The 26,813-nt window shown below is 38.1% G+C and carries 27 protein-coding genes; 4 read left to right on the top strand and 23 right to left on the bottom strand.

The genetic code is table 11. The features are described 5' to 3' along the window. Positions 1-85: 85 nt before the first annotated feature. Positions 86-1,744: a 2-isopropylmalate synthase gene (leuA, locus tag PHQ93_RS00585; protein ID WP_299939543.1), complete on the top strand. Its 1,659-nt coding sequence runs from the start codon at positions 86-88 to the stop codon at positions 1,742-1,744. 53 nt (positions 1,745-1,797) lie between these two features. Here the strand turns inward: leuA and PHQ93_RS00580 are convergent, their stop codons facing one another. The 5 genes from PHQ93_RS00580 to PHQ93_RS00560 are packed head-to-tail and all read right to left on the bottom strand — an operon-like array spanning position 1,798 to position 6,753. Next, on the bottom strand, positions 1,798-2,934 hold the full coding sequence (locus PHQ93_RS00580; protein WP_299939539.1) for a hypothetical protein: 1,137 nt from the start codon (positions 2,932-2,934) through the stop codon (positions 1,798-1,800). After that, entirely contained in the window at positions 2,918-3,598 is a 681-nt protein-coding gene (locus PHQ93_RS00575) for an ABC transporter ATP-binding protein (protein WP_299939536.1), read from the bottom strand. The genes PHQ93_RS00580 and PHQ93_RS00575 overlap by 17 nt, the downstream gene beginning before the upstream one ends. Then, a complete protein-coding gene (locus PHQ93_RS00570; RefSeq protein WP_299939533.1) occupies positions 3,595-4,800 on the bottom strand; it encodes an FtsX-like permease family protein in 1,206 nt (401 codons plus the stop codon). Before PHQ93_RS00570 ends, PHQ93_RS00575 begins: the two co-directional genes overlap by 4 nt. Continuing rightward, complete coding sequence (locus PHQ93_RS00565; protein WP_299939530.1) at positions 4,793-6,013, bottom strand: FtsX-like permease family protein; 1,221 nt, start codon at positions 6,011-6,013, stop codon at positions 4,793-4,795. Before PHQ93_RS00565 ends, PHQ93_RS00570 begins: the two co-directional genes overlap by 8 nt. An 11-nt stretch (positions 6,014-6,024) precedes the next feature. Then, positions 6,025-6,753, bottom strand: coding sequence for an outer membrane lipoprotein-sorting protein (locus PHQ93_RS00560; protein ID WP_299939528.1), 729 nt, complete (start codon positions 6,751-6,753; stop codon positions 6,025-6,027). A 75-nt stretch (positions 6,754-6,828) separates the two neighbouring features. Between PHQ93_RS00560 and PHQ93_RS00555 the strand changes: the two genes are divergently transcribed. Then, positions 6,829-7,251 (top strand): hypothetical protein, encoded by a 423-nt coding sequence (locus tag PHQ93_RS00555; RefSeq protein WP_299939526.1) that lies wholly within the window; start codon positions 6,829-6,831, stop codon positions 7,249-7,251. 97 nt (positions 7,252-7,348) lie between these two features. Here PHQ93_RS00555 and PHQ93_RS00550 read toward each other — a convergent pair whose 3' ends face one another. The 8 genes from PHQ93_RS00550 to PHQ93_RS00515 form a co-directional block, all read right to left on the bottom strand. Next, on the bottom strand, positions 7,349-9,316 hold the full coding sequence (locus PHQ93_RS00550; RefSeq protein ID WP_299939524.1) for a penicillin-binding protein 1A: 1,968 nt from the start codon (positions 9,314-9,316) through the stop codon (positions 7,349-7,351). Next, the gene (locus PHQ93_RS00545) at positions 9,313-10,002 is read right to left on the bottom strand and encodes an ATP-binding cassette domain-containing protein (RefSeq protein WP_299939521.1); all 690 of its coding nucleotides are present in this window, start codon (positions 10,000-10,002) and stop codon (positions 9,313-9,315) included. Before PHQ93_RS00545 ends, PHQ93_RS00550 begins: the two co-directional genes overlap by 4 nt. Then, positions 9,999-11,093: a pyridoxal phosphate-dependent aminotransferase family protein gene (locus PHQ93_RS00540; RefSeq protein ID WP_299939518.1), complete on the bottom strand. Its 1,095-nt coding sequence runs from the start codon at positions 11,091-11,093 to the stop codon at positions 9,999-10,001. The genes PHQ93_RS00545 and PHQ93_RS00540 overlap by 4 nt, the downstream gene beginning before the upstream one ends. Further along, a complete protein-coding gene (gene maf / locus PHQ93_RS00535) occupies positions 11,093-11,638 on the bottom strand; it encodes a septum formation inhibitor Maf (protein ID WP_299939516.1) in 546 nt (181 codons plus the stop codon). Before maf ends, PHQ93_RS00540 begins: the two co-directional genes overlap by 1 nt. Further along, positions 11,638-12,120 carry a hypothetical protein gene (locus PHQ93_RS00530; protein WP_299939513.1) on the bottom strand — a complete coding sequence of 161 codons (483 nt, stop codon included), beginning with the start codon at positions 12,118-12,120 and terminating at the stop codon, positions 11,638-11,640. The genes maf and PHQ93_RS00530 overlap by 1 nt, the downstream gene beginning before the upstream one ends. A 197-nt stretch (positions 12,121-12,317) precedes the next feature. Then, positions 12,318-14,867: an alanine--tRNA ligase gene (alaS, locus tag PHQ93_RS00525; RefSeq protein WP_299939511.1), complete on the bottom strand. Its 2,550-nt coding sequence runs from the start codon at positions 14,865-14,867 to the stop codon at positions 12,318-12,320. Between the two features lie 98 nt (positions 14,868-14,965). Further along, positions 14,966-15,373 (bottom strand): low affinity iron permease family protein, encoded by a 408-nt coding sequence (locus PHQ93_RS00520; protein ID WP_299939510.1) that lies wholly within the window; start codon positions 15,371-15,373, stop codon positions 14,966-14,968. Positions 15,374-15,397: 24 nt separating this feature from the next. Further along, complete coding sequence (locus tag PHQ93_RS00515) at positions 15,398-16,813, bottom strand: aldehyde dehydrogenase family protein (protein WP_299939507.1); 1,416 nt, start codon at positions 16,811-16,813, stop codon at positions 15,398-15,400. Between the two features lie 75 nt (positions 16,814-16,888). Here PHQ93_RS00515 and PHQ93_RS00510 point away from each other — a divergent pair, with 75 nt between their 5' ends. Continuing rightward, positions 16,889-17,101, top strand: coding sequence for a hypothetical protein (locus PHQ93_RS00510; protein WP_299939505.1), 213 nt, complete (start codon positions 16,889-16,891; stop codon positions 17,099-17,101). Beyond that, positions 17,094-17,498: a thioredoxin family protein gene (locus PHQ93_RS00505; protein WP_299939503.1), complete on the top strand. Its 405-nt coding sequence runs from the start codon at positions 17,094-17,096 to the stop codon at positions 17,496-17,498. Before PHQ93_RS00510 ends, PHQ93_RS00505 begins: the two co-directional genes overlap by 8 nt. On the opposite strand, the gene PHQ93_RS00500 is transcribed toward PHQ93_RS00505, so the two are convergent. From PHQ93_RS00500 to rpmE, 10 genes are all read right to left on the bottom strand, one after another. Then, positions 17,495-17,824: a YraN family protein gene (locus PHQ93_RS00500; protein WP_299939500.1), complete on the bottom strand. Its 330-nt coding sequence runs from the start codon at positions 17,822-17,824 to the stop codon at positions 17,495-17,497. The two genes, PHQ93_RS00505 and PHQ93_RS00500, sit on opposite strands and share 4 nt — an antisense overlap. Then, complete coding sequence (locus PHQ93_RS00495) at positions 17,825-19,888, bottom strand: molybdopterin-dependent oxidoreductase (protein ID WP_299939498.1); 2,064 nt, start codon at positions 19,886-19,888, stop codon at positions 17,825-17,827. A gap of 105 nt (positions 19,889-19,993) precedes the next feature. Beyond that, complete coding sequence (locus tag PHQ93_RS00490) at positions 19,994-20,713, bottom strand: SDR family NAD(P)-dependent oxidoreductase (protein ID WP_299939496.1); 720 nt, start codon at positions 20,711-20,713, stop codon at positions 19,994-19,996. Positions 20,714-20,719: 6 nt separating this feature from the next. Continuing rightward, on the bottom strand, positions 20,720-21,979 hold the full coding sequence (locus PHQ93_RS00485) for a homoserine dehydrogenase (protein WP_299939494.1): 1,260 nt from the start codon (positions 21,977-21,979) through the stop codon (positions 20,720-20,722). Position 21,980: 1 nt separating this feature from the next. After that, complete coding sequence (locus PHQ93_RS00480; protein WP_299939491.1) at positions 21,981-23,201, bottom strand: LL-diaminopimelate aminotransferase; 1,221 nt, start codon at positions 23,199-23,201, stop codon at positions 21,981-21,983. Between the two features lie 72 nt (positions 23,202-23,273). Continuing rightward, positions 23,274-24,125, bottom strand: a complete 852-nt coding sequence (locus PHQ93_RS00475; protein ID WP_299939490.1) for a hypothetical protein — start codon at positions 24,123-24,125, stop codon at positions 23,274-23,276. Then, positions 24,119-25,054, bottom strand: coding sequence for a hypothetical protein (locus PHQ93_RS00470; RefSeq protein WP_299939489.1), 936 nt, complete (start codon positions 25,052-25,054; stop codon positions 24,119-24,121). The genes PHQ93_RS00475 and PHQ93_RS00470 overlap by 7 nt, the downstream gene beginning before the upstream one ends. Continuing rightward, positions 25,051-25,731 carry a 23S rRNA (guanosine(2251)-2'-O)-methyltransferase RlmB gene (gene rlmB, locus PHQ93_RS00465; protein ID WP_299939487.1) on the bottom strand — a complete coding sequence of 227 codons (681 nt, stop codon included), beginning with the start codon at positions 25,729-25,731 and terminating at the stop codon, positions 25,051-25,053. Before rlmB ends, PHQ93_RS00470 begins: the two co-directional genes overlap by 4 nt. 39 nt (positions 25,732-25,770) lie before the next feature. Then, complete coding sequence (gene rsmI, locus PHQ93_RS00460; protein WP_299939486.1) at positions 25,771-26,586, bottom strand: 16S rRNA (cytidine(1402)-2'-O)-methyltransferase; 816 nt, start codon at positions 26,584-26,586, stop codon at positions 25,771-25,773. A 3-nt stretch (positions 26,587-26,589) separates the two neighbouring features. Further along, on the bottom strand, positions 26,590-26,790 hold the full coding sequence (gene rpmE / locus PHQ93_RS00455) for a 50S ribosomal protein L31 (RefSeq protein WP_299939485.1): 201 nt from the start codon (positions 26,788-26,790) through the stop codon (positions 26,590-26,592). Between the last annotated feature and the right edge of the window lie 23 nt (positions 26,791-26,813).

Raw genomic sequence — 26,813 nt, 5'->3', positions numbered from 1 at the left:
TCAACTAATCACAAATTCGCTATAATTCCGCAACAATAACAGTATGTAAGAGTGCGTTATTGAAATTCAAGTTGTAAGGTTTATTATGAAAAATATTCCTCAAGGGAAATATCGTCCCTACCCAAAAATAGATTTGCCAAATAGAAAATGGCCAAGCAATAGCATAACAAAAGCTCCTAAGTGGTGCAGTGTAGATTTACGCGACGGCAATCAAGCACTTATCAACCCTATGGACATGAACAAAAAACTTGAACTTTTTGCACTCTTACTCAAAATCGGATTTAAAGAGATAGAAGTCGGTTTTCCCTCTGCCTCAAAAGTTGAGTTTGACTTTTTACGCCGATTGGTTAAAGAGAATTTAATTCCCGATGATGTGACGATTCAGGTTTTGGTTCAAGCAAGAGAGCACTTAATCGCAAAAACTTTTGAAGCGCTTGAGGGTGTAAAAAAGGCAACCGTGCATCTTTATAACTCTACTTCAACAGCGCAGAGAAAAATGGTTTTTAAAAAATCAAGAGATGAGATAATCGCTCTTGCGTTAGAGGGTGTTGACCTTGTAAAAAAGTATGAAGCAAAGCATGACGGGGAGATATTTTTAGAGTATTCACCGGAGAGCTTTACCGGAACTGAGTTAGAGTATGCGGCAGAGATTTCAAACGCCGTGACTGCTAGATGGGGCATAAATGAAAATAGAAAAGTTATCATCAATCTTCCCGCAACGGTGGAGATGGCAACGCCGAATATCTATGCAGACCAGATTGAGTGGATGAGCAATCACTTGGACAATCGCGAAAATGTAATCATCTCAACTCATACGCATAACGACAGAGGAACGAGTGTCGCGGCAACGGAACTTGCACTTTTAGCCGGAGCTGACAGAGTTGAGGGAACGCTTTTAAGTAACGGTGAGAGAACAGGGAATGTCGATATCATTACGCTTGCTCTAAACATGACAACGCAAGGTATAGATTCTCATCTTGACTTTAGCAATGTAAATGAGGTTTTAGATGTAGTCGAGAGATGTACGGAGATGAAAACACATCCTCGTCATCCGTATGTCGGAGAACTTGTCTATACCGCATTTTCAGGTTCGCACCAAGATGCCATCAATAAAGGTTTGGCACATAGAAAATTGCATAAAGATGCTTTTTGGGAAGTTCCGTATCTCCCGATTGACCCTGAGGATGTCGGAAGAAGTTATGAGAGTATTATCCGTATCAATTCGCAATCCGGAAAAGGCGGAGTTGCATATATATTAGAGAAAAACTTCGGATATCAGCTTCCAAAAGCGATGCATCCGGAAGTCGGAAAGCTTGTCCAAGATGTAAGCGATAAAAAAGGCGAAGAGCTAAGTGCAAATGAAATTTTAGAGATTTTTAATGAAAATTATTTCAAAGTAAAAGAGCATATATCGCTAGTCGATTTTACTCTTGCTTCCGTAAAAGGCGTCTCAAAATGTACTTTAACATATATCTATAACGGCAAAGAGATTATCGCACAAGGTGAGGGAAACGGTCCTGTTGACGCATGTAAAAATGCTTTGATGAAAGATTATAAAAACAGTTTTATCATCAATTCATACTATGAACACTCTTGCGGACATTTAAGCTCTGCAAAGGCGATAGCTTACATCGAGATACAGTCTGAGACTACCCTATCTTGTTTTGGCGTAGGAGCCGATAACGATATCGCTATGGCTTCCATAAAAGCGCTGTTTTGCGCGTTAAATAGAGCGTTTCATTAGATTTTAGATTGCCGCACTTCGTTCGCAATGACAAGTGCGGCAATATAATTTAGTCAAAATGATAAGCTCCACTTAAAAAAGCAGTTATTTTTACCGTTTTGCATCTGAGCACCCAGCGTAAACGAGTTACTCTCACTCAATATATAATTTATACTCGGCGATACAAAACGCAAATTTTTATCGTCAAAACTCTCTATATAAAGCAGTGAAGCATCTAAAAACAGATTGAAACTGTATGAGAGAGTTGCTCCAGTGTAGAAGTTTGAGTAAACTAAATTTGATAAAATATCTGAATTAAGATTAAAGAGTACCTCATTATAAGAGAATTTTTTTGAGCTATATAGCGTTTCAACTACCAAAGTTACTCCATTTTTAAAACCGTATTCTGCCCCTAAGATTCCCTGAAAAAGCTCCTCCTCATAGTTTCTGTTATCTAAATGCAAAAGATTGCTTCTTATGTATCCCGCTTCGCTTCTAAGCTCTATTCCCGTATTTGCCAGATTACCCTCTATCTCGTAGCCGACCATCTTGGTATTATTAGAATTCACGACATTTATTGCAATATCTGCAAAGTTTAAAAAGCCTTTGTACTGCCCTGCGTACTTAAAATCGTGTTCTCTGTTTTGAGCAGCGACAAGTGTTATATGCGAAGTATCGTTTAAATGTCTTACATAAGAGAGTGCAGATACGCCGAAAGTCTCATCAGGCTCTATCGCGTAGATATTTTTCGGGTTAAATATATTTGTAGGCGTCCATATCCGCCCTACTCCCATAGATATATTTTGCAGACCGATTACGACTCTGTTTTTTGCATCCTCATAACCTCCGTAAAGTCTATATAGTTTTGCATAAGCCGCACCCTCGCCGTAATCTTTGAAATTTGTTTGTGTTTTAAACGGAGTGTCGGAGCGAAATGTTTTTAGATAATTAAATGAGTTTGAGTCCGTATAGCTATCGCCGTGATAGTTAACAGCGTCACCGATTGCACTGCCGAAATAGCCCTCGTTTACATAATTGACATAAAATCTGGCTCTGTTATAGTTGTAGATGTAACTTCTGTTTTCGTTTTGAAGGCTTGAATCCCCTGCTACGGTAATATTGGTATTTGTAAACTTATAATCAATATCCCCAAAGAGAGACTCCGCAAAAAAAAGCAGCAAGAAAAATAACTTTTTATTGCTTGTAATCATCTATGACCGCACCGTCATTGAGTGTTATAACCCTTCTAACACTTCGCATAATCAACTCATCGTGCGAAGCAAACAAAATAGATACTCCCTCTTTTTCATTTAGCTCTCTCATCATATTCATAAGTATTTGCGAGTTGTTAGAGTCAAGGTTTGCAGTCGGCTCATCGGCTAAGATGATTTTAGGTTTTGCGGCAACGGCACGTGCAACTGCCACTCTTTGCTGCTGCCCTCCGCTTAGCGTATTTGGAAGTGACTTTAACTTATCTTCTATCTTTAAAAGCGTTGCAACCTCCAAAACTCTTCTTCTTATCTCCTCATCGCTAAAGCCGCGAAGCCTCATAATAAAACCTATATTCTCTTCAACACTCAAAACCGGAACTAAATTATATGCCTGAAAAACAAATCCCAACTCATTAAGCCTAAGCGTAGTACGCGCATCTTCATCCAATGAACTTATCTCTTTTTCATCAAGGAATATTTTACCGCTCTCGCAGCTATCAAGCGCGCCTATTACATTTAAAAGCGTTGTCTTTCCGCAGCCCGATGCTCCGCTAAAGAGTGTAAACTCTCCCTCTTCTATGGTTAGGTTTATGTCGCGAAGTGCGTGAACCTCTCTTGGCTCGCCTTTGAAAAAGTACTTATTTACACCTTGGAGTTTTATCATTTGTCAGCCTTGATTACTTCGATTGGATTTAGTTTTTTTATTTTTCTAAGCGGAATGAGTATGCTTAAAATCGATGCAGTTATAATCGAGGCAAAAGTGGTCGTAAAATATGAGATTTTTATGGTGCCGTGTATAGTAGATTCATAACCCCACATCTCCAAAGCGTCAGAAAACGAGCTTAAATCAATCCCATGATTTTTAAGATATATCAATATAACCGCTCCCAAAACCGCTCCGCTTAGATATCCTATGAGACCGACAAACAGAGCTTCAAAAAATATCTGCAATCTTATATACTTGTAGTGCATTCCGACACTTAGCATAATTCCGAATTCACGGATTCTATCAAGGATTGAAACATACATAACGCCGAATATTCCCACAAAAACAACGCTCATAACTATAAAAAAAGTAACAGAGTTAAATATAACCATCAAATCCTGCATCTGCTTTATCATAGGCTGCAGTTCTAAAAAGCTCTTAACATCGAGATTTGGGTATTTTGCTTTAAGTTTATCATATAGCCCATCACCTCTAACGGCAATCTGCGTAGCTTCCGTTGAAGCAGTGCCTAAAAACTTATGCAGTTGATCTATATCTATAAAAATGGCACTGTTATCGAGTGCGATGTTTGTCGTTTGAACAATTGCTCTAATATAAAGCGCTATAGAGTTTATCTCTCCCGAGCCGTCTTGAGTAGAAAAAATGACCTTCGAGCCGACACGAACTTTTAATGTTTTTGCCAACTCTATCCCTATGATAGCGCCTTGCTTTTGCAAATCGATAGCACCCTCTTTTAAAAACTCGCTAAACTTTCCAAAACGCTCTTCCTCTTTTAAATCTATGCCGATAACCAAAGCAAAGGATGATTTTCTGGCGGTAGAGAGAAGCCCCTCTGCTCTTAGCCTCAAAGCAACAGCCTCTACTCCATCCATCTTTTGTATCTCATCTTTTATCTCGTGTGCGTTTTTTACTCTATAAATCAAATCTCTGTTTACCCTGTAATCTTTTGCAAAAATACTGATATCTCCGCTGTCGCTTCTTTTGTTTTTATCTACCATATTATTGACCATACCGTCATAAATACCTTGAATTCCAAGCATCATACTCATACTAACGGCAATCATAATTATGACAAGAAGCGTGCGGGAGAGTCTTATAAACGAGTTTTTCCAAGCCATTTTTAGTATGAGTTTATACATGTCTTGTCGCCTCAATAGGTTTGAATGAATTTATGTATAGGTATGGATACAAAATGCTCAAAAAATTCAGCATATATACAATCGTGACATTCCAAAAGATGGTAAAGATGTCAAAATTAAACGGTATCTCATCCGAAACTACTCCGTAATCTTTGTACATATCGGCTATTCCCTCGATTACGACAGGGTTTATATGGTAGTAATAACAGATATAAGCAGCTATCGGCGTAGCTAAAATAACCGAAATAGTCGAAAGTATAAAAATCTCATAAAAAAGAAGCAAAAAGATATTTTTCTTTGATAGTCCGATAGAGCGCAGAACTCCAAACTCTTTTATGCGAGAACTGATATTTATGAAACCGTAAATCATAATAACAAAAAATATTACTACAAGAAACAAAGAGAGGGAGATATATCCAAAAATAGCATCAATTTCCATAGCTTCAACCATACTCTTCATAAGAGTTTTCCATGTAAGAGACTCTAACTCTTTATCCCCGAGAATTTTTATGATTTCGCTGTTTACTTTCTCTGCATCATTGATGTTTTTTAGCTTTATAGTTATATACGAAGCCTTGTTTTTTGCATGCATCAACTCATCAAGATAGCTCCTTGAGACAAAAGAGGCACTGGAATCAAACTCAAACAAACCCGTTTTAAAAACTCCGCACAGCTTAAATATATCAGCCGCAAAAGAGTCGTCACTTGCACCCCCGACAAAAGCAACCTCATCATCGATGCCAAGCTTTAGTTTTTTAACCAACTCTGCACCCATATAGATACAATTCCCGATATTCTCATCTAAAAACCGACCCTCTTTAAGCGCCGAGCCAAGAGAGCTTAAAACTTTCTCTTTATTTGGCTCTATACCCGCAACCATAGAAGCCGCAGAGTACTCTTTGCTTGAAAATAGACCATAAGTTTCATACCTTGTGCTAAAAGCTTCAATAGCATCTATTTTAGCAAGTTTGTCAGTAATAGCTTTGGCGTCTTCTATAAGATACTCGTTACCGCCTACATCGCGATAATCTTTGCGGTAAATCTCTATGGCACCCGTGTAAATTTTAAGTGAATTTTCAAGCATGGAGTTGTGTGAACCGTCTTGCAAGGATATAAAAAGTATAAAAAGCATCGTCGATACAAAGGTCAAAATAGCCGTCGCAATAGAGCGACCTTTGTAAAAAAGAGTATTTTTAAGTGCAAGTTTAAACATTTCTGCTCATCCTACTTTGAAAACCTCTTCAACGCACTTTTGGTGAAATACTCATCAGAGATTTTCGTGTCATACTCAACCTCTTCTATAACCATTTCGGTATATCTGCCCTTTGCGTCGCTTGCCTCTACTCTCCAATAAGTAGGGATAAAATAGCTGCCTACTTTTTTTACTTTCTCGTATATAAAAAATCTCACCTCTTTGCCCTCTTCATCGTAAAAGATATCTTTATGGGAAGTGTAAGTCGCGGTGTCTATATTTGTTATGATTTTACCCCAAACCACGGGAGCATTCTCTTTTGGTATAAGCTCGATAGTTACTACGCTGCCCTCTCTTTTGATGATTTTTGGTTCATAATCCTCTACCATCGAACTCTGTTTTACCATATCATCGTTGGTTATGTCACTTCCCATCCACTTTTGAAGCATCATAGAGGGCGGAATTTTTATAACTCTCTCTATCTTCGGCACATACTGCCACATCTCTTTATCAAGGCTTAAAAAGGTTATTCCCTCATCTTTTGGAGGATAGATGATTTTCACAAAACTTTTCTTTGTTCCTTGTGAGTAGCTCTGCACTTTCATAACCCGTTCATGCCCCATAGAGACTATCTTCATATTTAACTGCATATAGATACTTTTGCCTCTGAAATTTTCATCAAGTTTTTTGATAATTTCATGCGCTTCATCAGCCACTAAATATGTACTAAACAGAAATATACTTAAAAATATTTTGCCCATTGCCGCCCTTTGCAATTTTAATTTTACTATAAAATTATGATACAATTGAAAAAGATAACAATTAAGGATGGAACTATGTTTAAAAAAAGAGTGTTAATAAGTCTTGTACCGTTGCTATTTACATCACTTGCGGCGTATGATTTAAAGTCAAATATGCTGCTTCTCAATGAAGAGCTTCGCGAAGTTCAAAGAGGGTTTATCTCAAGCGATCAAAGCGGTGTAGAAAAATCTATTAAGCGTTTTGCCCAACATTCGCAAGAGCTGCTTGGAAACAAAGAAAAGTTTTCGGAAATGCTTCCTGCTAGCAAAAAGCATAAAGCAAGTGAAGCCGTTATGAGTGCGCAGATTATCAGCCATAATGTTCAAATTATTTTAGATGCTATTGAAAATAAGCGCAATCAATCAGGCATAGTTCGCAGAGAGGAAGCTCAAAGAGCTTACACCTACATAGAACACGCTTGTTTTCGCTGTCATAATCTCGTCCGCGACGAATATTAAAACACAAAAAACTTGTTTTTCGTAACTTTAGGGGGTTGCAAGGGACATTTTGTCCCTGCCACTAAATGAGCGAAGCCCATTTAGTGCGTAACATCAGTTAAAAAAGCAGTTTATCTCCGGCAGTAACCTCCGCTTCGGCGCGAGGCGGTTTTGAAGTATTGCTAAAGTACTCTTTTTTACCGTTTATAGTAACTTCTCTAACACCTTCTGGGACATCAAACTTTCTCTGAATCTGAGGATACAGTTTTAATATATGCTGATAGTATAAAGCAAAAGCAGGTCCAGCTACTCTACCGCCCGTCTCTATACTGTACATAGGAGTGTTATCATCGTTTCCAAACCAGACAACAGTCTGAATCGTCGGCGAATACCCTGCAAACCATGCATCTATATTGTTATTTGTAGTTCCGGTTTTTCCTGCAAGTTCTATCCCCTCAACTTTAGCCTGTTTTCCCGTTCCTCTTTCTACGACATCTTTTAAAATTGTCGTCATTATATAGGCTTGTGTTTTTTCGGTAATAAAACGGGTTTTCTCTTTTTTCTCATAAATCTTAGCCGAGCCCTTCTCTATGTATCGTATCAAATTTGGTTCAATCTGAATACCTGAGTTTGCAAAAGATGTATAGTATTTTGCCAAATCCAAAGGCGAGAGAGAGATAGTCCCAAGCGCTATTGACAAATCTTCGGGAACATTGGCAATGCCGAACTTTTTAAACTCTTTAAGAAGCTGGCTTAGCCCTATATCGCTTACAAGATTGATAGTCGCTAGATTTCTTGAGTGGATAAGCGCTTCTCTAAGCGTTAATATACCCTCATAATTGTCTTCATAATTTTTCGGCTGCCACTTAACCTCTTCGCCGTCTCTTTCATATGTGTATGTTTTAGCAATATCTACAAGTTCCGTTGCACCCGAATATCCCAAATCAATCGCGACCTGATATATAAACGGCTTAAATGCAGAACCCGGTTGACGACGACCCTGCGTTGCTCTGTTATATGAATTTTTCTTATAATCAACACTACCGACGAGTGCCAAGATATCTCCTGTTTTTGAGTCCAATGAAACAAGTGCACCGTTTAAAAGTTTTGTCTTAGCTTCTAAAGTTGCCGCGTCAATTTTATACCCTTTCATTCTCTCTATCGACATATCATAAGCTTTTTTCAACGAACTCTCCGCCGCCTCTTGAAGCTTTATATCTATCGTGGTATATATCTCATACCCGCCTGTTTTTATATCATGGATACCTAACTCTTCGGCTTTTCTTAAAATTTCATCCACTACAAACGGAGCACTGTTTTGTGTTAGCGTATCATCAAAAACTTTCGGTTTTTCCTGCAGAGCTTTATTGTGCGTCTCTTCATCTATCCAGCCAAGAGAATACATTCTTGATACTACACGATTTGCTCTGCCCATAGATATTTCATAATTTTTAGTCGGGGTATAAGTGCTAGGCGCTTTTGGCAAACCTACAAGTATAGCCATCTCTTTTAGTGTCAACTCGGATAATTTTTTATGAAAATAGCCGTCCGCCGCCGTTTTTATCCCATAATATCCATGACCGAAATATATCTCGTTTAAATATCTCTCCAGTATCTCCTCTTTACTTAGTGCCGCTTCCACTATCATAGAGTAGATAACCTCTTGCATTTTTCTTTCTAACTTTTTTTCTCTGCTTAAGAGTCTGTTTTTTACCAGCTGCTGCGTAATTGTACTTGCACCCTCAACCATCTTGCCTGCTTGAACATCTTTTATAATTGCTCTAAAAATAGCATCTACATTTATACCGGTATGTTCAAAAAAAGTGGTATCTTCTATTGCTAAAAGTGCCTCTATGGCTCTTGGCGGAATCTCATTAAAAGAGGCATAATATCTATGTTCTTTATCAAAAATATTTGCGATTTTTTCACCGTTTTTATCATAAAATCTTGTTGTAACGGGTGGCTTATAATCAGTCAATGATGATATGTCATACCTATATTCACTAAGAAAATACCCCATCATTAAAAACGGGATTAACAATCCAAGCAAAACGACGGTAAAAAATATTTTTTTTATAATTTTCATATTCTAAATTTCCTATTTGCAAAATTTGCATCAATTAAAATTTTTGTATACTCGGCAATCGGATTTTGCAGTACACTATCCATTTTTCCGCTCTCTACTACTTGTCCGTCTTTTATAACACAAATATCTTCGCATAAAATCTTGGCAGATGAGATATCATGCGTCACAAAAAGTATCTTAAATCCAAACTCGCTTTGAAGAGTTTTTAAAAGAGTTAAAATCACGACTCTCATCTGCGGGTCAAGCGCCGTTGTCGGCTCATCAAGCAAAATAAGCTTTGGCTCATGACTAAGCGCCATGGCGATTACTACTCTTTGAAGCTGTCCGCCTGAGAGTTCCGGCGGAAACCTCTCTAAAAGCCCCGCATCCAATCCCACTTGCGCAAAAAGTTTTTCAACTTTTGGCAGCGGAATAAAAAACTGCTTTTTTATCTTTGTAAGCGGAGAGAGTGCCGTAAACGGATTTTGAGGCACAAATGCCAAAGTATCTCCGGCAATAAACTCAAAGCCGTTTTCATACTCTAGCTCTACTTCCATGCTGCGAGGCAACATTCCAAGAAGTGCCTTAATGGTCAAACTTTTACCGCTTCCGCTCTGCCCTACCAAAGCCAGTGAAGAAGGGATGCTAAACCCTATATCCACCAAACTCTTTTTATCGATTGTTATATGCAGCCTTGAGACATTCATTTTTTTATTTTAGCCAAATTTATACACAACTCTCTTAACTTCTCGCAACTATTGCCTAATCTTGCTATCAATCTTATGATGGCACGCTCAACTGTCGGCTGTCTTATGCCGCCTACGGCATAACCCAAACTCTTCAACTCATCACGAATTTTTATAACTTTTTCATTATCGTTTATAACAATCGGAACTATCAAACCCTCAATCCTAATGCCAAGTTCCTCATAAACTATCTCTTGTCTTTTTTTTATCTCTTGCTTTAAAGACTCTTTGTTTTCTAATATATAATTAAGAGCGTTATGTGCCAAAAGAGTATCATAGAGCGAGAGCGAAGTTGCATAGATAATTGGTTTTGCACGGTTTACAAGGTACTCTACTATATGAGAAGATGCCAAGATAAAAGCTCCAAAACTCCCGTACGCTTTGCCAAGCGTTCCCATTTTGATATGGTTTGGTTTTATCGCTACATCATAGTAGTCAAACACTCCCATAAGCTTTTTACCGACGACTCCGCTGCTGTGAGCCTCATCCACTATCAAAATCGCATCATACCCGTTGCAAATTTCAAATACATCTTTATGAACCAAATCACCGTCCATTGAGTAGATTCCCTCAACCGCAACTATTTTTCTATTTGCATTTGATGCTTTTAGTAACTCTTCTAACTCACTCATATCGTTATGAGTAAAAAATTTAACATCCATACCGTTTAATCTTGTTGCCAAAACTCCAGAAGCATGGTACTTTTCATCCATAAAAAGGGTATCGCCTCTTCGCACGAGTGATTCGATGAGTGCCATATTTGCGTTAAATCCGCTCCCCAAAATCACCCCCTCAAGAAAGCCGTTTGCTTCGCACAATGCTGTTTCAAAATCTTTATGAATTTGATGATATCCGTTTACTAAAAGTGAAGCTTTTGAACTATGCAGCGGCATATCCGACAAAATTTTGCATGTCGCATTATGAAGCTCTTTATTATGAGCAAGTCCGAGATAATCATTGGACGCAAAATCCAAAATGTTATTATCGACAACCTCTCTGGTTCTATATCTTTTTGATCTCTTTAGAGCCTCAAGCTCTTTTGTATAGTACATTACAAAAATCTCTTTAATATTTCTATATTTAACCCCATAGCGGTACTCTCATACCCTCTTACACTTTTAATGTATCTTTTGCAAAAGCCCTCAACCATACATGCACCGGCTTTTCCGCGCCAATCTCCGCCATGAAGATATCTCTCTACATCATCCAAATCAAAAGCATCAAAAATATAGTCCGTCTTAGAGATATCTATAATCTTCATCTCTTTTGATTGAAAAATCATACATGTAATTATGCTTGTAATGCTTTGGCTTTGAGTGAGTAAAATCTCTCTCGCCTCTTCTAGCGTTTTTGCTTTTCTGAGTATTTTACCGCCTGCCGTAACGACGGTATCGGCAACCAAAAGCGGATAATCATTGTATCCGAATGCTTTAATGTTTGCTTCAAATTTTCCGAGTGTAGCGATATAAACGAAATTTTTAGGAGACGAGGCGACTATACTATCTTCATCAAAATCAACACTCTCTTGTATAAATTCAATGCCGGAACTCTTAAGAAGCCGTGCACGGGTCGGCGAAGATGAAGCGAGCCTTATCACTATAAATTACTTGAGAGATAAGTTCCAAAAAATATTGCCACAACACCAAGTCCTATATTTAGCGGCACCATAATTTTCCCGATAAGCTCAAGCTGATTTTTTGCGCCGACCATATCGCCCTTTGCTAAAAGCATCTCACCCCTGTTTCTTAAATAAATCATAATCATTAAGTTAAGAAACATAACACTCCAGATAACTTCTTTGAAATATGCATAGACAGAAAAATCACTCTCTGAGAGTCCATAGCCCTTTATCATAAAAATAGCAGTTACCATCAGGGTAATTACAAACGGGAAAACTATGTAGAAGAGCCGCTTAAGCGCATAGGCAATATGCTCTAAGCGTTTATGGGGTGACTCTATTTTTAAAAACGATTGATGCGCGGCATAACGCATCGCAATCATTCCGCCAACCCAAATCACACCGCTTATGACATGTAAAAAAACAATGATAACTTTATTTTCCAGAAAAAACTCTTGCATTTTAAACCTCCGTCTTATCACAAAGTTTGTTATATACTGGTGTTACGCACAAATAGGAGCACCGCCCCTATTTGCGGCAGGGACACCTTTGTCCCTTACAACCCCCTAAAGCTACCCGCAAATGCGGGAGAGTAAGAGGTTCTTTACGCACTTTTAGTGCATAAGGTCAATTATATATTTACTGTAAGAAACCTATTCTACGAAAGAGCTTTTACTATAAAGTTCATCGCCTCAATTTTTGCTTCTGCTAGTTTTGAGATATCTTTACCGCCGGCTTGTGCAAAATCTGCTCTTCCGCCGCCGCCGCCGCCAAGAAGCGGAGCAATATGTTTAATCCAATCTCCTGCCTTAGCCTCTGCATCTTTTACACCCGCAGCCATCATAACTTTGTCGTCTTTTACCTGAAATAGTATAGCACAAAGTTTATCATGTTGATTTTTAAGCTCGTCTATCTTCTCTTTAATATCACCGCTTAAAAGCTCATCGACAACAACGCTTACACCGTTGATTTGCTCAACCTTCATATCTGCTTTTACGCTGTTTAAAGCAGCATGAAGCTCTGTTTTTAGCTCTGCTATATTTGATTTAAGTCTGCTTATGCCAGCCATAACATCTAAGTTTTTAACTTCAGACTGAATCTCTTTGATTAACACTCTTTGCTCTGTAAAATGCTCATATGCCGCATGTCCGCAAACCGCTTCTATACGTCGTACACCTGCACTTACACCGCTCTCTTTTGTTATGATAAACGAGCCGATAACCGCCGTGTTATTTACATGCACGCCGCCGCAAAACTCGACACTCACATCGCCGAAACTTACAACGCGGACTTCATCTCCGTACTTCTCGCCAAACTGAGCTTTTGCACCCGACTTTTTAGCCTCATCAATGCTCATAACCTCTGTTTTACCGCCGAGACCTCTTAAAATCTCATAATTTACTCTTGTCTCTATCTCCACCAACTCTTCATGAGTAAGTGCTTTTGGGTGTGAGAAGTCAAATCTTAGTCTTGTCGCTTCCACTAATGAACCCGCTTGAGAGATATGATCTCCTAAGACATCAAATAAAACAGAGTGAAGCAGGTGAGTTGCAGAGTGATGTTTTGTTATCTCATTTCTTGAGATATCTACATGCGCATCAACCGTATCTCCGACTTTTAGCTCTTTTTCTACCGAAATTTGTGATAAATTAAGTCCAAAGAATTTTTTAGTGTCAAGCACCTTTGCAAAACTCTCAAGCTCTCCGCTATCTCCACATTGGCCGCCGCTTTGAGCATAAAACGGAGTAACATCTAAAAATACCCAGCCGTTTGAACCCTTACTAAGCTTATCCGTATGATGATAGCTCTCATCTAAAAGTGCCAAAACTTTACTTTTTTGTTTTGTGCTCTCATAACCCACAAAACTGTTTTCGCCGAATTTTTCTAAAAGCTCTTTAAAATCTCCGTGAACCACGTCGTCTCCGCTGCCTTTCCAAGCAGCTTTTGCGCGAGTGCGCTGCTCTTGCATCAACATATCAAATGTGGCAGAGTCTAGTTTTAAATCTTTCTCTCTTAACATATCTTCGGTTAAGTCAAGCGGAAAACCAAAAGTGTCATAAAGTTTAAACGCAACCTCTCCGCTGAAAACTTCTTTTGTATTTTCAAGCTCAGCATTAAAAAGCTCGATTCCAGATGCGATAGTTTTGAAAAATCTCGCCTCTTCAAGCTCTATCTGCTCTTTTACGGCATTTGATTTTGTAGCTAAATAGTCATACTCTTTGCCCATAATCGCTACTACCGTATCTACGAGTTTGTGCATAAACGGTTCACTAAATCCAAGCAGATATCCGTGTCTAACTGCTCGTCTTAAGATACGACGAAGAACATAACCGCGCCCCTCGTTTGAGAAGTTTACACCTTGAGCAAGTAAAAAGAGTACGGTTCTTATGTGGTCTGCTATAACGCGGTAAGATGCACCGGTAGCATAAAGATACTCTTGATTAAGCATCTCCTCAACTTTTTTGATAATCGGCATAAATAGAGATGAAGAGTAGTTGCTTGTTACGCCCTCGCTAATTGCAACAACACGTTCTAGTCCCATACCTGTGTCGATTGATGGTTTTGGAAGAGGTGTGAGTTTGCCGTCGCTACTTCTCTCAAACTGCATAAACACAAGGTTCCAGATCTCTAAAAATCTATCGCCGTCTCCGCCCATATAATCTTCTGAGCCGCTGAAACTCTCAGCACCTTGGTCAAAAAAGATTTCGCTACATGGTCCACACGGTCCAGTATCGCCCATCTGCCAGAAGTTATCTTTATCGCCCAGACGCATAATTCTATCTATGCTTATATGTTTTTGCCAAAGCGCTTCAGCCTCATCATCACTCTCATGAACCGTTACCCAAAGCTTCTCTTTTGGAAATTTTAAAACTCCGGTTATAAACTCCCAAGCATAATCAATCGCATCTTCTTTGAAGTAATTACCAAAGCTAAAGTTACCAAGCATCTCAAAAAAAGTGTGGTGTCTTGCAGTGTAGCCTACATTTTCCAAATCGTTGTGTTTTCCGCCTGCGCGAATACATGTTTGGCATGAAGTAGCACGCGGATTTTGCGGAACAGGAATCTCGCCTGTAAAAATAGACTTAAAAGGCACCATGCCGGCATTGTTAAAAAGCAGTGTTGCATCATCCGGCACAAGTGGGGCACTTGCTACTCTATTGTGGTTTTTTGATTCAAAAAATTTTAAAAACTCTTCTCTAATATCCATAAACATATCTCTTATTATAAAATTGTGCGATTATATCTAAAAATCGCACTAAAGCTGTTAAATTAAAGCAAATTGCAAACCGTTTTTATATATTAATTTTAATCATCATTAAAAATATCAGAGGCTTTATCGCCAAGTTTTTGACGAGCCTCTGTTGCTAAATTTTCATAGTGAGCTCTAAAGAAATCAATCTGTTCATCCTCAAGTTCTTCCAAATCCAAAAGAGCATTATGCGCTCCTTGTGTTGCTCGTATAAGTTCATCAAGCTTAACTTGTATTGCTTCGGTATCTCTATTTTGAGTATTTTGAATAACAAAAACCATAATAAAAGTTATGATAGTTGTTGTCGTATTGATAACAAGCTGCCAAGTGTTACTATAATCAAAAAAAGGACCGCTTAAAAGCCAAAAAACAATCAAAACAATTGCCATAACAAAAGTCATTGATCTACCACTTAAGCGTGCAATCCGTTTTGTAAAATGTGAGTACCATGTTTGTGAATTCATAAGACATACCTCTTTAAAATAATTTTAGCAAATTACAACGCTCTTAATCTCGCTCATCTCTTCAATAGCAAAACGAGGTCCCTCTCTGCCTATTCCGCTTAGTTTCACGCCGCCATAAGGCTGAATATCAAAACGCAAGGTAGGCATATCATTTATAACCACTCCGCCCGCATCAAGTTCATATATTGCTCTTTGCGTAAGCTTTAAATCATTTGTAAAAATGGAGAATTGCAAACCGTAAGGTGAGTTATTCATCTTTAAGATTGCCTCATCAAAACTTTCCACTTTAACTAAAGAGACTATCGGAGCAAAAACCTCTTCACACACAATCGCCATATCATCGCGGACATCCGTCATTATACACGGATAAAAGATTTTTCCCTCTGCTTGAGGAGCCAACATCGGAGTAGCTCCCTCACTTATGGCACTCTCTACCCATTTCATCGCTCTTTGGCACGCTTCATCATTAATGAGCGGTCCCATAAAAGTTTCATCGTTATATGGGGAACCGACAATAAGCTTTTTGCTCTCTTGCGCCATTTTTGAAGCAAACTCATCATAAATTTTTGCATTTACATAGATTCGTTGAAGCGAGATACAAACCTGACCTGAGTTTATAAAAGCGCCGATTGTACATCTAGCAGCTGCCAAATCTAAATCCGCACTCTCATCTATATATGTCGCTGCATTTCCGCCAAGCTCAAGAGAGACTTTTTTTATTCCCGCACTCTTTGCAATAATGTTACCTACAGTTACACTTCCCGTAAAACTTACTACTCGCGGTATATCGCTTGTCACTAACGCACTTCCAACCTCTGCATCTCCGTAAACAATACTTAGAGCATCTTTTACGGCATATTTACTCTCGATAAAGAGTTTTGCAAATTTATAAGCGGTTAGCGGAGCTTCAGGAGTCGGTTTAAGCACTACTGCATTTGCGGCTACGAGAGCCGGAGCCAATTTGTGGGCTATTAAGTTAAGCGGAAAGTTAAATGGGGTAATCGCCACAACAACGCCTGCAGGCTCTCTTACGAAATAGGAGATAGTTTTTTTTCCGCTACTCATAGCATCGGTATTTATAGTCTCACCGTGCATAGTACGCATCGTCTCGGCAGCAATAGTGAGCGTCTCAATACATCTGTCAACCTCAACTCTTGCGAATGTTATGGGTTTGCCTACTTCATCTGTTATGGTTTTTGCCATCTCTTCCTTAGACTCTCTTAGTTTTTGAGCAACATCTAAAAGCCAGCTGCATCTCTGCGCAATAGTTGTTTTTTTAGCCTCTTTTGAAGCCTCTTTTGCAATACTTAGAGCTTTTTTTGCATCATCTGCGTCACAAACTGCTACTTTTGAAACTACTTCACCGCTGTATGGACTTACTCTCTCTTGATACTTATCTTTTGTTACTTCAAGTGAGCCAAAATATAGATTTGCTACCATAAAAATCCCCAAACTTTTATTTTTTCTATTTTATTTTTATGTTATTATAGTGTAAAAAATAAGAAGGAGGATGTTATGGAAGTAACTCGCTATATATTTCAATCACCTTATTCAAATCAGGTTCAGATAGGAAAACCGGACACTACTACAAGCCAAGACAAAGGAGGCGATATGCCGCAAATCATTGAATCGACTAGCAAAGCAGCTAATAAAGCTTCAGCTTTTGAGGATTCACAAACAAAAGGGGTGACTCCTAAAGTAGAGGGCAGTTTAGATATTTATGCATAAAATAAAATTTTTAATCTATATATTTCTGCTCTCCTCTACCCTTTATGGCAGTGAATTGGGCTGGATAAACGATTATGATGCAGCACTAAAGCAAGCCGAAAAAGAGAAAAAAATGGTTTACCTCTTTATCGGTGCAGACACATGCAGATGGTGCGATAGATTTAAAGATTTAACCCTATCAAAAAAAGATGTTATAAACAGACTAAAGCAGGAATATATATTACTTTATATGTCAAGAGATAGACATAAAATCCCAAGTAAATTTACGACTCAAGGAGTGCCGAGACACTACTTTTTAAAAAGTGACGGTACTGTTATATACGAAGACAGAGGAAGCCGCGAACCGGACGGATTTTTAAGCCTGCTTGAAGAGGTAAGTTTAAAAAAAGGGGATTAAATAGTTATATTCTCCAAGTGCCAAATCTTTTGCGGTGTAACTATTACTGCATCATACATATAGTCTACATTTAAACTGTTTTTTTTAAGATATACATAACTTGTTTTTATAAATTTTGATAACTTAGATTTTGTGATATTTTGAACGGCAAGTTCATAGTCAATCGCACTCTTTACCTCAACAAAATGCAAAACTTTATCTTTTATAGCAATGATATCTATCTCCCCAAAACGAGAATAGAAGTTTCTATCAACTATCATAAAACCGTTATTTAAGAGAAACTCGCAAGCCTTATCTTCTGCATAGTTTCCCTTGGCTCTGCTCATTTATAAGTTTACCACTTCCACTTTTACGGATTTAAAAGCAGCCGTTAAAATCAGCTCGTCACTCTCATCTCCAAAGAGCGCATTGATTTTGGAGTCGGCATGATGAAATGTTACAAAGAGAGTTTTTGGTTCCACCTTATCCGTAAACTTAACTTTAAGCGGTGTTGTTTGACCGTTTTTTGTTTTTAAAATCACTCTCTCACTTCTAAAGTCATTCGCATCATTTTCGTTTACCAAAAGCAAATCTTCGCTATATTTATCCATCAAACTCGGTGTTTGCTTTGTTTGGGCAGAGTTGTTGTACATAGCGATAGTTCTGCCCGTCGTAAGATAATAACCGCTAAAATTCTTCTCAACTATCTCTTTTACCATACCGCGAAGTTTGTACTGATGGTAATGAAACTCGCCCAAACCGTCATCCGTTCTAAAATCAAGCTGATGAAGTATCGGCGTATCTTCGGTATGAACAGGCCATTGAAGCCCTCTTTTTCTATGTCGCTCCAGCCTAACATAAGACGCTCCGCTAAAGCGGCGGTATGCAACTTCACGAACCTCATCCCAAACTTCATTTGAGTTTTTATAAGCGTAACTTCCGCCCATTTTATTATCTAACATCTGGATAACTTCCCAATCATCCGGTAAGTCCGATTGCACTAGCGGCTGCGAGAGGTGCAGTCTTCTCATCGCATTTACATAAACGCCTGTTTTTTCATAAGCCGATTTTACGCCTATTACAATATCTGCTTTTTGTGCTATCTCCGTCATAAAAAGTTCTTGCACCATTATAAATTCTAAACTCTCTAAAGCTTTTTCTATCTTGTTAATATTTGCATGGATATGCATTAAATCTTCGCCGATATTTAAAACTGCTTTTACTCTGCCCTCTAACATCTCATCGACGAGTTGCGGAGTCATGAGTCCAATCTCTTTTGGCACTTGATAATCAGGGTCATAGTACGGCAACATTCCCATATCACACGCACCTTGAACATTGTTTTGTCCTCTTAGAGGCATAAGCCCTGCACCGGCTTTTCCGATATTCCCCGTCATAAGAGCTAAATGAGTTATCGCCATAACGGCATACGAACCGTCTATATGTTCGGTAATCCCAAGACCCCAAAAAATCATAGACTTTTTAAGCGCATACTCACGAGCTACTTTTGGAATCATCTTGCTTAGTTGTTCATAACCCTCAATTTGCTCAAAATATTTCGGATTTGCAAATGGGTCGTTTAAGATTTTTTCTCTAAATTCTGCAAAACCTTTTGTTCTCTCGGCTATAAAACTCTCACTGTAAAGCTCTTCTGTTATGATGACATACGCCAACATATTTAAAACCAATAGATTCGCCTCATACGGAACGATTGCTTTATACTTTGCAAACTTATGAAGTTTTATCTCTCTGACATCAAAAACGGCCATATTGTCATGTTTTACCGCCATCTCGACTATGCGGTTTGCTATGATTGGATGTGCTTCGATTGTATTTGAGCCCATAACTATCATAAATTCGCAGTTATAGATGTCGTTGTACGGATTTGTAGCAGCTCCCTCACCGATAGTAGTTCTCATTCCTTTTAAACTTGGAGAGTGGCAGACTCTGGCACAATTGTCTACATGCGGGGAGTTAAGGGTATGGCGTGTAAATTTTTGAAAAATGTAAGCGCTCTCGCATGAAGTTCTCGCCCCGCCGATAGAAGCTACGCTTTTTCGTCCATGTTTTGCCTGAACTTCCTTTAGCTTCATTGCTGCCGCCGTAGTTGCCCCCTCAAGGCTGCACTCATACCAGACATCGTCAAACTGGGTCAAAGATGAAAAAATCGTCTCTTTTATAGCAGGATTTTTCTCTAAAAAGCTTTTTTTGATTCTTGGGATGCGGAGCCGCTCTTTTGAGTCGACAAAATCAAATCCGTACTTCCCTTTTACACAAAGTTTTCCTTGTGAAACGACTCCGTCGGGATGTGCAAAAATCTTTACAATCTTGTTATCTTTAACATGTGCGGCAATGTCGCAGCCGACACCGCAATAAGTACAAACGCTATCTATCGTCTCTGTATTTTCCATAAAACCTGCCATTTATCAATTTCTGACGCTTTATGCGTCAAGCTTCAGTGCCATAGCCTCTTGCGTAGCTTGTCGGGACGAGTTCCTAAAAGCGTTTAAAATCAGTCATTCTACAATCTTATCTCTTAAAAATTGCGGAAGCAAATTTAAAAGCTTGATGATTAAATAAAATCTAAAAGGAAACGGATAAAACCTTTTCTCTTTGGCAATTGCATCATAAATCCTCTTGGCACCTGCATCGGTATCAAGCAAAAACGGCATTTTAAAACTATTTTTATCAGTCATTTCACTCTTTATAAATCCTGGCAAAATATTTATAACTTTTATTCCGCTGTTTTTATACTTATATCTAATACCTTCCGCATAGGCGTTCATCGCTCTTTTTGACGAACTGTACGCAACCGAAGTCGGCATACTTATCAGTGAAGCCAAAGATGAGATAAAAACAATTTTTCCGCTCCCTTTGGCTTTAAATTGCGGCAATAAAACTTCTAATATCGCATGATTTGAGAGTAGATTTATATCGTAGAGTTTTTTAAAATCATAAAAAGGGGTGATTTCCAAAGAGTGACCGAGCGATATGCCTGCATTTAGTATAACCGTGTCGACAATACCGATATCTCTGATTTTTTCTTGCAGTTCATCAAACTCACCGACATCGGCTACGACTATTTCAACGCTTTTGGCATTTAAAAGCTGCGATTGTAATTCTTGAAGTCTATCTTCTCTACGGGCTAACAATATAAGCTCGTTATCTTTTGTAGCGTAGAGCTTCGCAAGCTCTCGCCCTATTCCGCTGCTTGCACCGGTGATTAATATTCTCAATGTTTTTTACACTATCCTAATCATTACCGGCTTAGAGTTTACAAACTCTAACTTCTCAAGCGAAGAGATAAGCGCTTGTATATCTCTCTCAACCGCCATGTGAGTGGAGATAAGCAGATTTGCGCTATCTTTTGATGATTGTCTTTGCAAAATTGCTTCTATAGAAATTGAATTATCTTCAAATATTTTAGTAATTTTAGCCAAAACACCTATTTTATCAGAAACATTTATACGAAGATAATATTTTGACTCTATATTTTGTATCGGCTTTAAAACAAGCCCAGCTTCCATCGGTCTGTCAAAACCGAGCATCGGTTTACTTTTTCCGCTTCTTGCTATATCTATTATGTTTGCGACAACCGCGCTTGCCGTTGCATCTCCGCCGGCACCCGCTCCATAATAGAGCGTCTCGCCGACTTTATCGCCGACTACGCTAATACCGTTCATAACGCCGTCGATTTTTGCTATCATCTTCTCTTTTTTGATTAAACAGGCATGAACTCTAAGCTCAACTTCATTTTTATCTTTTTTTGCGATTCCTAGAAGTTTTATAACATAACCGAACTCTTTTGCAAAAGAGATATCATCTTGAGAGATATTTTGTATCCCCTCTATCAAGATATCTTCAGGTTTTGCATCTATCCCATAAGCGATACTCGCAAGTATAAGAAGTTTATGTGCCGCATCATATCCGCCGACATCAAAGGTAGGGTCAGCTTCCGCATAACCCAACTCTTGAGCCTCTTTTAAAACGACATCGTAAGCAACACCGTCGTTTGTCATCTTTGTCATCATATAATTACATGTACCGTTTAAGATTCCCATGATTGACTCAATATGATTAGCCGACAAGCCGTCGCGAAGGGCATTAATAATAGGAATACCGCCGGCAACACTAGCTTCATACTCAAAAGCGATATCTTTTGCAATCTCTTGAAGTTCATAACGATGATACGCTAAAAGCGCTTTATTTGCAGTTACAACCGCTTTACCGCTCTTAAGTGCGCGCTTAACAACTTCAAACGCCTCTTCAACGCCGCCCATAAGCTCGACAACGATGTCAATTTCACTATCATTTAAGACATCATCTACATTGTCAGTGAGTTTGATATCTAAACCTCTATCTTTGTTTAGATTTTTTACAACTCCGCTTTTAACTACTATATCAACACCTGCCCTTGCAGAAATAACGGCAGCATTGTCTTTTAAGATATTTACGACACTTGTTCCGACAGTTCCGACACCGATTATTCCGACTCTTAGCATATTATTTGTTTTCGTCTTGAAATTGTTTTAAAAACTCTTTGATATTTCTAGCCGCTTGACGGATACGGTTATCATTTTCAATAAGCGCTATACGAACATAATCATCGCCGTATACGCCAAAACCGATACCGGGAGCAACAGCAACGCCTGCCTCTTTTAAAAGTCTTTTTGAGAACTCTAACGAACCTAAATGTGCACAACACTCAGGCAGTTTTGCCCAAACAAACATACTTGCCTGATTTTTTCGTATATGCCAACCAGCTCTGTCAAACGCCTCTAGCAGGGTCTCTTGACGATGGTTGTATTTATCCGTGATGTCTTGAACACACTGCTGATCTCCGTTTAATGCAACCGTAGCCGCAACTTGAATAGGAGTAAACATACCGTAATCCAGCCAAGATTTGATTTTTTGAAGTGCGCCGATTAGTTTTTTGTTTCCTACAAAGAAACCGACACGCCAACCTGCCATATTGTAGCTTTTAGAGAGCGTAAAACTCTCAACCGCCACATCTTTTGCTCCCGGTACGCTCATAATAGACGGTGTTACATAGCCATCAAAAGTTATATCGCCGTAAGCTATATCACTGATAACATAAAATCTTTTCTCTTTTGCCATAGCAACCAAGCGAACATAAAAATCCTGCGTTACCGTTGCAGTTGTCGGATTGTGAGGGAAATTGACTAAAACATATTTCGGTTTTGGCGAACTCTCTTTAAAAACTCTCTCTAAATCTTCAAAAAATTTATCTTCGTTAAGTTTATAATCTTCATCAAACTCGATTCCGAATTTTGCAACATTTCCGCCTGCTAGGATGAAAGAGTACTCGTGAATCGGATAAGTAGGGTCAGGAACGATAGCAACATCACCCGGATTTGTAATAGCATAAGCCAAGTGAGCGTATCCCTCTTTAGAACCCATAGTAGCAACGCACTCGGTAGAAGGGTCTAAATCACAGCCGTATCTTCTTTTATACCAATCGGCAATTGCAACCAAAAGTTTCGGGATACCTTTTGAAACGGAATATCCATGCGTTCTTGTTTTTTGTGCAGACTCTATAAGCTTTTCTCTAATATGTTCAGGAGTGTCTCCGTCGGGATTTCCCATAGAAAAATCAATAACATCGACACCGGCTCTTCGTTCTGCCATCTTAAGTTCATTTACCTCAGCAAAAACATACTTCGGTAATCTCTTCATTCTATCAAATTGTATCTCATCAAACATTTTGTTTCCTCGTTGGGATGCTAAATAATGCCCCTAAATAATTAGCGGTATTCTATCGAAAAAAATATACAATTAATCTGATTTTTTAGCACTCGGCATTAAAACCAGATCGTCTTTAATATTTTTAAGAGTATAGATATCTGAAATCTTTATATAATGAGTATTATTTCCCATTTCAAGAGTTAAATTTGTTTTTTTTGTATCTATTTTTGTAACCTTTAACAACCTTAAAGATTTATCATAATAAGCAATATACGGATACCAATCATTTCTAGCAGAACTTGATATATGTATATTATTTATTTTTGAAACATCAATCCAGTATGAGTAGAGAGATCTCTTTAATCTAAACTCTTTAGCATCTTCAAGTACGCTAACATCAAGTTTGGCATTTTTCATATCTATGACATATACCCAATCCGTCTCGTTTTCTCTTATTACATCAACAATTTCACACTTACTTTTTTTTAGTTCTTGATTTAGTATGATAGGATCTGCAGCATATTCGGATGTCAAACTTATTTTCCAGCTAAATTCCGACTCGCTTAATTTTGACTCGCTTGTTACATATTTATAATAACCTATATTTTGTAAAGAGTCACTCATTATTTTTACAAAAAATTGAGGTTCGCCCGCAGTTTTAAAGGTTACGTTGATATCACGAGGCTTTTTAAAAAAAAGATTCAATATACCGTTATCTTTAAGAGTTTGAATAACTTTAATGGCATTTACGCTTCCGTCACTTCTAAAATAATCCTCTTTAGGAGAGAAAATAACATCTATATAAGCTCTATCTTTTGTAAATGTAGAAGGGTTAATCAAATTTTTTATTTTTTTAATCAAAAGCTCTTGGTCAACTGTCGTCGGTTTATCTGCATAAGAAAAAGAGAAAAACAGAGCAAAAAATAAAAAAAATTTTACCATTTAACGCCTTTGTTTAGTTTTTTAAACTCATCGGTGTTTATCTCTTTTAATTCTGAATTTATATATGAAAATCTTATATTTTGTGATTTTTCAAATTTTGTAACTACTCCATTCGCCTCAATTTCTACTATACCGTGCCCAAAAACTAAAAGCCAATTTTTTGTAGAATCCAATGTAAATTCTCCTAAAAATGTTTTTTGATGCTGTTTATAATCGCTCAAGTCAATATAACCAAGCCACACTTTATTTTTTGAAATAATTTTCAAGGATGATCCCTGCGTTGCTTCTTTAACTGTCTCTTGAACTGCTGTTTTATTTGCTTCTTGAGTTACTTCTTGAAGTGCTTTAGCAATTGCTTCCTGACTCACTACTTCTTGAACCGCCTCTTGTTTTATCGGCTGTGCCACAGGTTCTACCGGATTTTGCATCATCTCTTGCTGCACGGCAGGCTCTAGCGTTTTTTGAGCATTTACGGTCGTATTATCCTCAACTTTAGAAGCGTTCTTTTCATCAGCAACTACTAAAATACTATTTTGAGCGCTTTTTATTGCACTGTTATCAATTTTAGACATTTCACCGTCTGATGGTTTATTAAAAATTGCAAACATCACAAAAATAACTACCCCAAGAACTGTATAGATTAGCGTGAAATTCTTTTTTTTCTTAGATGCAATAAGTAAAGTAGCAGATTTTTTTGATTTCTGTACGGGCTTTTTACTTTCAAAATATTCTTTACTCTTATTTCTTAGCCTGCTTAAATTAAGAGAGTACTCTCTCTCAAGTATAGATATAAAACCGGAAAGCTGAACACTGTGCAAATCTTCAAAATTCTCATCCAGTATCGCTTGAACATGTGCTCTAGGTATATGAGTTGCCTCATGAATTTTTTGGACACCGATACTTTTTAATTTTTCAAAATCTTCACTCATACTCTCATCCTATCCATTAAAATAGCCCCTGCCACACTCACATTTAAAGAGTCAAACTCGTGCGACATTTTTATACTTACAATTTCATCTAGTTTTGAAGTTACTCTAGCACTAAGTCCCTCTCCCTCGCTTCCCAAAAAGAGCGCTCTCTTTTGCTTTATCTTAACTTCACGAATATCTCTGCCGAGCATATCCGCTCCGTATGTGCAAAAACCGGACATTTTAAGATCATTCATAACATCATGGATATTTGTCTCTATTGCAAAGGGCATATCAAAAAGCGCACCAGTGCTTGTTCTGACTATAGCTTCAAGAGGCAATGATTTTACTCCACATGCAATCACTCCATCAACACCTAACGCATACGCACTTCTAATTATTGCGCCGATGTTTCCGATATCCGTAAGTCCTGATAAAACAAGTACAAACTCATAATTTAAAAATGTTTTATAATCATGCAGCTTATACTCATCTACCTCCGCCAAAATACCTTGATGAGAAGCATTTTTGCACATCACTCCTGCTGCATCAGAAGGAATTCTTTTAATCTCAAAACCCATCTTCATTAGGCGTGAGTACTCTTTTTTATCTATCTCTTTAGCAAGATACAAAACCTTGATTTTGCTAGGATGATTATTAATAATATAATTGATTGGTTGTTTTGCATAAATTAACATAAAGGAATTCTATCTAAAAAAAATAAAAAAATAGAATAATTATATTTTTAAGAGTCTCTCATAACATGCTTTTGTATTTTCGCCTGTTATTTTACTAATAAGTTTTGCTTGGACTTTCTTAGGCAAATCAAGCTCCAAGATATCGTTTTGGCTTATTGCACTGCTATTTTGCGTCGCGGCAGCCTCAATTACTACAACCCACTCACCCCTAAGATTGGCATCAACTTTTTGCCTAATCTCATCAGCAGTTCCAAAATAGTATTTTTGATACTTTTTAGTAAGCTCTTTTGCTAAAAATATTTTTCGCGAAGAGTCTTCATGTGAAAGTTCGTTTAAAAGCTTATCAAGTCTATGAGGCGATTCATATAAAATTGTGGTAAATCCGCTATTTAGGGCACCTTGAAGAGAAGCATCCCTATCTTTACCCTTATGCGGTAAAAAACCCCAAAAAAGCATCTTTGTTTCAACAAAACCACTGGCTACAAAAGCGGTTAATAGAGCATTTGCGCCGGGTAATATATCGTATTTTACACCGTTTTCTTGACAGTATTTTACCAAAGCCTGCCCCGGATCGCTGATACCGGGCATTCCCGCATCGCTGACATAGATAACATTTTGTTCAAAAAAAGAAACAGAGAGTTTTTCTATAAACTCTTTTTCGTTGTGCGAGTGAAGTGAGATAAAGTTTTGCTCGGATTTAAAAGAGGTGTTGTAGCGTTCTTTTAAAATATGGATAAGTTTTTTAGTAACGCGGGTATCTTCGCATAGAAGAGTATCGGCACCGCTTAGAGCTTCGATAGCCCTAAGCGATATGTCGCCGATGTTTCCAATGGGAGTTGGAACAAGTGTAAGCAAAGATTACTTTTTTGTATAGCGTTGGTTGAATTTTTCAATTCTTCCTGCAGTATCTACCATTCTCTCAGAACCTGTGAAAAACGGGTGACACTCATTACAAATATCTACTCTCATTTCCTCTTTTAGACCTTCATTTACGAAGCTGTTTCCGCATGAACATGTTACTGTACAAGCCACTAGTTTTGGGTGGATATCTTTTTTCATATTTTTGCCTTTTGATACTCGTT

It is taken from the genome of Sulfurimonas sp., from assembly GCF_028714975.1.
GTDB lineage: Bacteria > Campylobacterota > Campylobacteria > Campylobacterales > Sulfurimonadaceae > Sulfurimonas.
Note: the sequence above shows the minus strand (reverse complement) of the source record. Positions and strands in the feature narration are given on the sequence as shown.